Source organism: Akkermansia sp. GGCC_0220 (assembly GCF_017566105.1).
GTDB classification, from domain to species: domain Bacteria; phylum Verrucomicrobiota; class Verrucomicrobiia; order Verrucomicrobiales; family Akkermansiaceae; genus Akkermansia; species Akkermansia massiliensis.
In genome coordinates, this window is sequence record NZ_JABFCI010000011.1 from 80,145 (window position 1) to 90,689 (window position 10,545).

Below are 10,545 nucleotides of genomic sequence, written 5' to 3' on the forward strand. Positions count from 1 at the left end.
GCAGCGGGACGGGGGTACGCTGCGTACATGAAATGGGACGGAACTTCCACAAATTTTCATAGACGCGGGGAATAAATAGGTTATGATTTTTATGTCAATCGGGTATTGGAAAAAAGGCTCATGCCGTTATGGCGCGGAGCGGCTTTTCCGGTATGGAACCATTTTCCTATTGAATTAAAGTGATGACGGTGCAAGAAATAGCTGAACAGAGTTTGAAGAGCCTTCTGGCCTCCCTGGGTTTTTCCGCGGATATTGAAGTAACGGAGGCGGACGGCATCGTGTGCCTGAATATTTCCTCCCCGGATTCCCAGTACATCATCGGGGGAGACGGGGACAGGCTGGACGACCTCCAGTACCTGGTCAACCGCATGATCCAGCGCAAGATGGAGGATGCACCCCGCGTGAAGGTGGATTGCGATCACTACCGGGAACGCAACGAGGCCCGCCTGCTGGAAAAGGCCCGTTCCCTGGCCGAACGCGTGCAGGAAAGCGGCAAGCCGATGAAGATGCAGCCGCTGAACGCCTACCACCGCCGCCTGGTGCACAATGCCCTTCAATCCATGGAAGGCATTGCGACGGAATCTGAGGAAGGCGACGGCCGTTACAAGCGCATTACCATCCGGCGCGCCTGAAGCCGGCAGTTTTCATGAAGGTTGCAGCGGTTATTGCGTCTGTTTGCCTGGCGCTGGTGACGGCGGTTCCGGGCCGTGCGGAAGCGGAGGATTCCCCCGCTTCCTGCGCCGCGGCTCCTTCTCCTCCGCCGCCTGTGCTGGTGGTGTACGGTTCTGCGGAGCCCGGCGCGGCGGAAGCCCGCTGGCTGAAGGCGCTCCGTCCAGGAACGGAAGAACGCCGTGCGCTGGATGAACATGTCCGTGACGTGCAGTTTGTCACAGTGCCCAAACGTCCCTCCGTGAAGGATTGGGAAGAAGGCGGCAGCCTGTTCCGTGCTGCGGAGCATGGCGTGCGCGTGCTGCCTGCGGTGGTTTTGCTTGATTCCAGGGGGCGTGTATTTGACTTGGTGGAAGGGGGAGCGCATGCCGCATCCCTGCGGGAAAAGGCGGCCCTGCTGGCGGATAAGGCCCGGCGCGTGCGCCCGGTGACTTTGGTGAATGACGTTCCGAAGGGTGGAGACCCTGCGGAGGAGGCCGCCGCCATTTGCCGGGCGTTGGAACCGGTGCCGGCGGAAGCCTGGTTCCGGGATTATCCGGGAACGATGAAACGCCTGGAAAAACTGAATTGCACGGTTCCGGCCTTTCTGAACGCCCGCGCGGCAGCCCGCCGCCTGGAGAAAAACCGGGAAACGGCGGCGCTCCTCTGCGAATCCTTCCAGGCCTGTGATGCCCCTTCCATCCGGAAATGCCTGGAAGCGTGGCGGAAAAGGGCGGATGATCCCTCCCTTCCCGTGGAAGAACGCCAGTTGATCCTGCTCTCCATGGTGCATCCCCTCTGGGTCCGGCTGGAAGAAGCGCTGTACCGGGACGCCCACACGGCGGAGAGTGAGGAGGCTTTCAACCGGGCGGTTGCCGTTCTGGAGGAAGTGCGGGACATGGACCGCGCCAGCGTTTGCGGCAGGCGCGCGCACCAGCTCCGGGAAGAGCTGAGGAGGGCTCGCCTGGCTGCCGCGCGGTATGATTGATGCGGTTTTCCGGAGCTTCCGGAAACGGACAGGAAGGCTTCCCGGTTGCCGTCACGGAATCAAGGGACGCGTTTTTTCTTCGTGATTCCCTTCTCCACAGGAAGGGCCCGGCAAATTGGCTTGATTTTGCCCCTGTCCGGGGCTAGTCTTCGGACCGTTATGACAGATTCATCCATCCCGGACATGATGGCGGCGGCGCGCCGTGACAAATGGACTGACCAGCAACTGGCCGCCAAGGCTGTGGAACTGGCGGAATCCATTCTGAAACAGTCGAATGCCGGGATGCGCAGGAAGGAGAAAAAGCAGGCGGAGCAGATGGAGCGCATGATGAACGACCCTGCGGGCAAGGCCTTTACGCTGGCGCTGGCGGACCGCGTGTTCCGCCCTTCCTCGCCGGCGCGGGGCGCGGAGCTGTTCCGCTACCTGCTGGACGGCTACGGTATTCCCCGTTATTTGTCTGCCGCGGACCGGTTCGCCATGAAGCTGGGGGACAAATTCTCCGTACAATTTCCCGGCGTAGTGATGCCCATGATTACCAGCCAGTTGCGGAAGGAGAGCTCCAACGTGATTCTTCCGGCGGAGGATGGAAAACTGCGCTCCCACCTGCGCCGCAGGCGCAAGGCCGGCATCCGGATGAACATCAACCAGCTGGGAGAGGCCATTCTGGGTGAAAGCGAGGCCCACCACCGCCTCCAGCAGGTCGTGGACCGCCTGGCGGACAAGGACTGCGACTATATTTCCGTCAAGATTTCAGCCATTTTCAGCCAGATTCATCTGGTGGCCTTTGAAGAAACCGTGCAGCTGATTCAGGAGCGCCTGCGCATCCTGTACCGGGCGGCCATCACGAATGCGGTGACACTGCCGGACGGCTCCAAAAGACCCAAATTCGTGAATCTGGACATGGAGGAATACCGTGACCTCCACCTGACGGCGGAAGCGTTCAAGCGCACGCTGATGGAGGATGAATTCATGCAGATGGAAGCCGGGATTGTGCTCCAGGCTTATTTGCCGGACTCCTGGGAGGAACAAATGAAGCTGTGCGCCTGGGCGAAGGAGCGGGTGGAGAAGGGCGGCGCGCGCATCAAGATACGCCTGGTGAAAGGCGCCAACCTGGCGATGGAGAAAGTGGAGGCCTCCATGCATGACTGGGCGCAGGCCCCATACGGCACGAAGGCCCAGGTGGACGCCAACTACAAGAGAATGCTCCATTACGGCTGCATGCCGGAGAACGCCAGATATGTGCAGTTCGGCGTTGCCTCCCACAACCTGTTTGACTTGTGTTATGCCATGCTGCTGCGTGAGCGGGAAGGCGTCCGGGACCATGTGGAATTTGAAATGCTGGAGGGGATGGCGAACCATCAGGCGCGCGTCATCCGCCAGGCGGCGGACGGCCTGCTGCTGTATGCCCCTGTGGTGCTGAAGGAAGACTTCCACAGCGCGATTGCCTACCTGGTGCGGCGGCTGGATGAAAACACCAGTGAGGAAAACTTCCTGCATGACCTCTTCGGCATGACGCCGGGCTCCCGGAGCTGGGAGGCGCAGAAAAAGCGGTTCTTAAAAGCCTGCCAGGAGAAAGACGACGTGAAATACGGCCCCAACCGTACGCAGAACCGCGCTACGGACCCCGTGCAACCCACGCATTACCGGGACGCCTTTGCCAATGAGCGTGATACGGATTGGTCCCTGCGGCAGAATGCGGAATGGATCAACGGCCTGATTGCCGCGGAAAAGGAAAAATCCGGCGAGGAAATTCCCCTGGTCATCAACGGTGAGGAAATCACGACCAACCTGTGGGGCGTGGGGCGCGACCCGTCCCGCCACAATGAAGTCTCCTACAAATTCGCGTATGCGGACTTTGACCAGATTGAACACGCGCTGGACACGGCGGACAAGGCCCGCGCCTCCTGGGCGTCCAAGAGCGTTGGCGAACGCGCTGAAATCCTGCACCAAGCGGCGCAGGAGCTGTCCAGAATCCGGGGGGAGGCCATTGCAGCCATGGTGAGGGACGCCGGAAAGGTGCCCACGGAGGCGGACGTGGAAGTGAGTGAGGCCATAGACTTCTGCCGCTATTATGCGGAAGGGCTGGACCGCGACGGCATGAACGACGGCGTGGAAATGACCCCGCTGGGTACCGTTTGCGTGATGTCTCCCTGGAACTTCCCATTCGCCATTCCCACGGGCGGGGTGGCCGCCGCGCTGATGGCGGGGAACACGGTGGTGTTCAAGCCGTCCGAGCTGGCCGTTTATACGGCCTGGCAGATCGTCCAGGCGTTCTGGCGCGCCGGGGTACCTAAGAGCGTGCTTCAATTCGTGCCGATGCCGCGCAATGAAATTTCCCACAAATTCCTGATGGACCCGCGCCTGAACGGCATCATCATGACGGGTTCCTACCGCACCGGGAAAATGCTGCGTGAACTGCGGCCGGACCTGCATGTGCTGGCTGAAACCAGCGGGAAGGACGCCATGGTCATCACCGCCACGGCGGACCCGGACCAGGCCGTGAAAGATTTGGTAAAAAGCGCCTTCGGCCATTCCGGGCAGAAATGCTCCGCCGCCAGCGTGGCTATTGTGGAGGCCTCCGTCTATGACAACCCGGCCTTCTTGCGCCAGTTGAAGGATGCCGCAGCCAGCCTGAAGGTGGGGGGCTCCTGGGAGGTCAGCTCCGTGGTGACGCCGCTCATCAAGGAACCGGAAGGCGACCTGCTCCGGGCGCTCACGCAACTGGAACCCGGGGAGGAATGGCTGCTCAAGCCGGAACCCTCGGAAGACAACCCGTGCCTCTGGTCGCCCGGCATCCGGTTGGGCGTGAAGCCTGGAAGCTGGTTCCATCAGACGGAATGCTTCGGCCCGGTGCTGGGCATCATCCGTGCGGAAAACCTGGAGGAAGCCATTGACATCCAGAACGACTCCGAATTCGGCCTCACCGGGGGACTTCAGTCCCTGGATGAACGGGAAATCGCCCTGTGGAAAAGCAAGGTGCAGGTGGGCAATGCGTACATCAACCGCGTCATCACCGGCGCCATCGTGCGCCGCCAGCCGTTCGGCGGGTGGAACCACTCCTCCATGGGGCCCGGCTCCAAGGCCGGCGGCCCCAACTACCTCACCATGCTGGGAAGCTGGGAGGAAAAGGCGCTCCCGCAGAAACTGCGCACGCCGGGGGAACGCATCACCGGGCTGGTGGAAAAGCTGTGCTCCGAACTGCCGGACTGCGCCAAGCGCATCCGTTCCGCGGCCGGTTCCCAGGCCAAGTGGTGGATGGAGGAATTCGGCGTGGAGCATGACCCTTCCCATATCTACGGGGAAAACAACACATTCCGTTACGTACCCGTGAAGGGGATACTGGCCCGTGTGGAAAACATGTCTGACGCTGACGCCGCCATCCTGCTGCTGGGCGCGAAACTGTGCGGAGCAGCCCTGCACCTGAGCGTGGAGGAAGGCCATCCCTGGATTCAGAAAATGAACGGTTACTATGCGTCCCTGACGGTGGAGACGGAAGCCGAACTCATCGACCGGATGCCGGAGGCAGCCCAGGGCGTGAAATTCCTGCGTGGAACGGGCATCTCCGAGGCTCTGGCGAATGCCGCACGCGCCCGGGATGTGGAAGTGCTGGACCGGCCCGTGCTTGCCAACGGACGCCTGGAACTGCTGGGCTATTTTCGGGAACAAGCCGTTTCCGAAACCGTTCACCGCTACGGCAACATCATCCCGCCTCCGGGCAGTTTCAAGACGGCCGGGGCGTGAGGGGAGCCTTGAACCCTGGCTCCCAGGCGGCGTGATTATGAGTATAAAGACAGCGCAGGAAAATGCCCCCGCAGTCCAAACGGAAAACGCCCTCCTGGGAATGAAGGCCGGGCGGCCTTCATTGGATGAACTGCCGCCGAAGCCCTGCGGAGGGATTTTTCTTGCAAGGGCGGGAAAACCGGGCTTACCCGGTTGGGTAAAAGATAAACTCTGCCGGATACAAGAAATTCCCTCCGGCAAACGGTGAAAAGTTAAAGTAGCACGGAAGAGGGCCTGCGGCGTTTATTGCGCCCTTCGGGCGGCAAAAAAGTTGAAATCCACAGGAAACGCGGCCTCTTCTGACTGGCTTGCCGCTGTTTTTAGCTTCTTCCCGGGCTTTCTTCCGCTCTCGTAGGCCTGTTCCTGGGCGCTTTTGTTTCTTTTCCCCATTTTGTGATAGAACGTTTCCGGGAAACGGGTATATTTCCTGGAACGTCCGCGACGATGCGGCAATTTTCCCTACCACACATCCATGAGCACCAACCAACCACTGACCTCCCACGGCACCCACATCGCCTGGGTTGACTTCCTGCGCATCCTGGCCTGTTTTCTCGTTGTAGTGGCCCATTGCTGCGATCCGTTCGTAGGCAGTTTTGACGGCACCTTCAACTTTAAATCCGCCGTCTTCTGGGGCAGTCTGGTGCGGCCGTGCGTGCCGCTGTTCGCCATGATCTCCGGCGTGCTGCTCTTTCCCGTCACCATGGAAATGGGCGCTTTTTACTCCAAGCGCCTCAAAAGGGTGCTGATTCCGCTCGTCGTCTGGTCCCTGGTGCTTCCCTTGCTCTACTTCGGCTACTTTGCCGCGGGCGTGCATACGGCCAGCCCCAACATCGTGATGGACAACTACACCTGGAGCGCCACCGTCGGCAAGCTTTACACCTTTCTCTTCAACTTCAACTATGACACCACGCCCCTGTGGTACGTATACATGCTGGTGGGTCTCTACCTCTTCATGCCCATCATGAGCGCGTGGCTGACGCAGGCCAAAAGGAAGGATGTGAAAATCTTCCTGGGCATCTGGATATTCAGCATGATTCTCCCCTACCTCCAGATGCTTGCCCCGGCGCTGGGCTATGAAGGCAATTACGGCAACATGGGCATTCTGGGCGTTTGCGACTGGAACCCGTACGGCATGTTCTATAACTTTGCCGGCTTCCTGGGGTACATGGTGCTGGCCCATTACCTGGCCAAATACCCGCTGGCCTGGAGCTGGAAAAAGATGCTCGCCATCACTGTTCCCCTCTTCCTGGTCGGCTTTGCCGTCACGTTCTTCGGCTTCCTGGAAACGCAGAAGCACTTCCCCGGCCAATATTCCAAGCTTGAGGTACTCTGGTACTTCTCCGGCATCAACGTCTTCCTGATGACCTTTGCCATCTTTGCCATCGTCAGCAGGCTCAGGATCAAGCCCGGCCCGGTGCTGGGCAAGGTGGCGGCGCTCACCTTCGGCGTGTACCTGTGCCACTTCTTCTTTGTCCAGTGTTCCTATGACTTCGTGAACTTCATTGGAATGGGGGGGCTCCCCGCCGCCGTGAAAATACCGTTGCTGGCCTGCCTGGCCTCCGCCGTCTCCCTGGCGCTGGTATGGCTGTTGAGCCTGAACAGGTGGACGCGCAAAAGCATTATGTAAACCGCGGATATTTTCCGCAGGACGCTTCGGGACCACGGCAGTCCCGGGGCGCCTTTTCTTTTGTGGAAAAGAGAATAAGGCGGTTTCCGGGGAGGGGCCTGCAAAATTCTGGACGGGAAAGAGGGAACAGGCTAGGATATTCCTGCATCGTGCACAGGCCCTGGTTGCCGGAGATGTGGGCTTTTTAACGCATGAAAAGCGCGTCTCCCGGTCTCCCTTCCGCCAACTCCAAGCTCACAGAAAATTCCCGGGACACCGGCGATTTACGTAATCCGTTGGGGTTCTAATCTTGACAACTATCATCTCTTTTTTACGGCCTGGAATATGTGTGCCTCCATGGGAGGTTGGCGCAAAACACCCGTTGCGCTGTTGATACTCAAGCCATAGGCGTCCAGGCCGTCGCACTCTCACGAGTGCGTGGATTGAAACTTCATAAACTTTTGTTTTTTGGATGTACAGCAGCGTCGCACTCTCACGAGTGCGTGGATTGAAACCGGGAACGGGCTTGACCTGCGGATGTTCGGAACCGTCGCACTCTCACGAGTGCGTGGATTGAAACCGGGAAAAGCTCATCATAGTTGAACGGCTTAATGGTCGCACTCTCACGAGTGCGTGGATTGAAACCCCGGCTTCCGTGATTTTCCACACCATGTCCCTGGTCGCACTCTCACGAGTGCGTGGATTGAAACCATGTTGTTGATTTTTGTAATCGTTGCAAATTTGTCGCACTCTCACGAGTGCGTGGATTGAAACGATGCAAGTCTTTATTTCTTCGGGCCGCACGTTAGTCGCACTCTCACGAGTGCGTGGATTGAAACTCTCTTCCACAATTTCCACAGTTTTTATAATCGCGTCGCACTCTCACGAGTGCGTGGATTGAAACTGGATAATCTCACGCATGATACTGCTATACTTTTGTCGCACTCTCACGAGTGCGTGGATTGAAACTTCCAAATGATGCCAGCTTCCGTCCGGGTTCCGGTCGCACTCTCACGAGTGCGTGGATTGAAACCGTTGACCTGTGCGCGGAGCCTCCCGAGGATGCAGTCGCACTCTCACGAGTGCGTGGATTGAAACCGTAGTCCCGCATCAGGCGGAACATGGTGCTGGGGTCGCACTCTCACGAGTGCGTGGATTGAAACTATTTCCGCTGGTATGCCTTTGCCAGTCTCATGAGTCGCACTCTCACGAGTGCGTGGATTGAAACGCCTGCTCTGCGATGAAACCATAGTCGCCCTCAAGTCGCACTCTCACGAGTGCGTGGATTGAAACGGTGAAAGAATGAGGGTTACAAGCTCTCCTTCTCGTCGCACTCTCACGAGTGCGTGGATTGAAACTGTGCGAAGGAATTCGGAAGCACTTCCAAATAATGTCGCACTCTCACGAGTGCGTGGATTGAAACTCATTTTCAGCTCGACGGGAACCAATATAGGATTGTCGCACTCTCACGAGTGCGTGGATTGAAACCGGGTAGGTGAAAAAGTCCCATGTCTTAGGTGCGTCGCACTCTCACGAGTGCGTGGATTGAAACTGTTCTTCGTAATATTGTGCAAGTCCGCTACCCGTCGCACTCTCACGAGTGCGTGGATTGAAACGTCGAACAGGGCAAGGTGCAAGTGTTCATCTACCGTCGCACTCTCACGAGTGCGTGGATTGAAACTCCATGCTGAATTCTACCTTCGGATTGCTGGAAAGTCGCACTCTCACGAGTGCGTGGATTGAAACCTTTGCTACTCCTGCGGGCAGGAACCCGGCAAGGGTCGCACTCTCACGAGTGCGTGGATTGAAACTATTGGGTTATAGTCAATCATTTTCTTAGTCAAGTCGCACTCTCACGAGTGCGTGGATTGAAACCGTTCGTGCTAACCATTGTAAAATCAATCAGTCTGTCGCACTCTCACGAGTGCGTGGATTGAAACCGTCCGCTTCCACGTCGGCTAAATGAAAGGCGTAGTCGCACTCTCACGAGTGCGTGGATTGAAACTGCAGCGATTGCCGCAGGGCGAGGTTGTTGGCCGTCGCACTCTCACGAGTGCGTGGATTGAAACTTTCACGCGCTTCTTCCGGCTTAATATCATAGCAGGTCGCACTCTCACGAGTGCGTGGATTGAAACTTCCTCCTGTTCCGTTTCTGCGGTTTCCGCCCCTGTCGCACTCTCACGAGTGCGTGGATTGAAACAACGTCCTGCTCAATATCAGAAAGGCACCCCTTGGTCGCACTCTCACGAGTGCGTGGATTGAAACAAATGACTAAATTAGTTTTTAACGCATCTGATTCTGTCGCACTCTCACGAGTGCGTGGATTGAAACACCTCACCATCGGAAATAATCGTGTCGGTCAGGGTCGCACTCTCACGAGTGCGTGGATTGAAACCCTCCATCAGATCCTCCACCGTCGCGCTTCCGCGTCGCACTCTCACGAGTGCGTGGATTGAAACCAGGACCCGGACGGCAGGGATTACCTGTCCACACGTCGCACTCTCACGAGTGCGTGGATTGAAACCCCCGCTTTAACCTTTTTACACAACCTGACAATGGTCGCACTCTCACGAGTGCGTGGATTGAAACCAGAAAAAATCACTCCATCCAGGGAGACGGCGTCCCGTCGCACTCTCACGAGTGCGTGGATTGAAACCCGGCGCCGCGAGCGGGAAAGGCGTCATTACGCCGTCGCACTCTCACGAGTGCGTGGATTGAAACTACGAAATCCTTCGCAATAATCCGGTCCGCAGGAGTCGCACTCTCACGAGTGCGTGGATTGAAACCGGACTGCGCAATAACAATCCTGTAGGTAGCGGAGTCGCACTCTCACGAGTGCGTGGATTGAAACTCTGCGGAGAGCATCATGCGGCCATATCCGCCGCGTCGCACTCTCACGAGTGCGTGGATTGAAACTTGGGAAAGCTGGAGAAGGGTTGGTGACGGTAAAGTCGCACTCTCACGAGTGCGTGGATTGAAACAATAACCCATACCCACTGATTCAGATTAATGGAGGTCGCACTCTCACGAGTGCGTGGATTGAAACATCTACCTGGATTTCCGCGAGGTGGTGAAGGAAGTCGCACTCTCACGAGTGCGTGGATTGAAACTTTTTCCCTCTTGACTTTCGTCCCTTCTTTTTGCGGTCGCACTCTCACGAGTGCGTGGATTGAAACTTCCACGTCCACTTTTTGCGGCTTGCCGTGTCCCGTCGCACTCTCACGAGTGCGTGGATTGAAACTGTTATCGGATAATCTGTTTTTAGATATTGGCGCGTCGCACTCTCACGAGTGCGTGGATTGAAACCGAAAATGAAAGTCCCCTGGCTTATATGGCCTGGTCGCACTCTCACGAGTGCGTGGATTGAAACCTGGTCTGGTAGCAAGGCAGGTTGGTTTGGAATTGTCGCACTCTCACGAGTGCGTGGATTGAAACGATAAGCTTGTATTCCGCCAGGGTGATAGCCTGGTCGCACTCTCACGAGTGCGTGGATTGAAACCGAAAATGAAAGTCCCCTGGCTTA

4 protein-coding genes and 1 CRISPR repeat array are annotated in these 10,545 nt (G+C 57.6%); all 4 genes read left to right on the forward strand.

Annotation, left to right across the window (positions count from 1 at the left end; translation table 11 throughout):
- Positions 1-182: 182 nt before the first annotated feature.
- The 4 genes from HJW02_RS09145 (at position 183) to HJW02_RS09160 (ending at position 7,043) form a co-directional block, all read left to right on the forward strand.
- Positions 183-632 carry a R3H domain-containing nucleic acid-binding protein gene (locus HJW02_RS09145; RefSeq protein ID WP_022395960.1) on the forward strand — a complete coding sequence of 150 codons (450 nt, stop codon included), beginning with the start codon at positions 183-185 and terminating at the stop codon, positions 630-632.
- 14 nt (positions 633-646) lie between these two features.
- Positions 647-1,636 carry a hypothetical protein gene (locus tag HJW02_RS09150; protein ID WP_022395959.1) on the forward strand — a complete coding sequence of 330 codons (990 nt, stop codon included), beginning with the start codon at positions 647-649 and terminating at the stop codon, positions 1,634-1,636.
- Positions 1,637-1,795: 159 nt separating this feature from the next.
- Complete coding sequence (locus HJW02_RS09155) at positions 1,796-5,377, forward strand: bifunctional proline dehydrogenase/L-glutamate gamma-semialdehyde dehydrogenase (protein WP_022395958.1); 3,582 nt, start codon at positions 1,796-1,798, stop codon at positions 5,375-5,377.
- A 511-nt stretch (positions 5,378-5,888) separates the two neighbouring features.
- Positions 5,889-7,043, forward strand: a complete 1,155-nt coding sequence (locus HJW02_RS09160) for an acyltransferase (protein ID WP_102722438.1) — start codon at positions 5,889-5,891, stop codon at positions 7,041-7,043.
- A gap of 398 nt (positions 7,044-7,441) precedes the next feature.
- Positions 7,442-10,521: a CRISPR direct-repeat array (repeat unit 31 nt; unit sequence GTCGCACTCTCACGAGTGCGTGGATTGAAAC).
- Positions 10,522-10,545 lie beyond the last annotated feature (24 nt).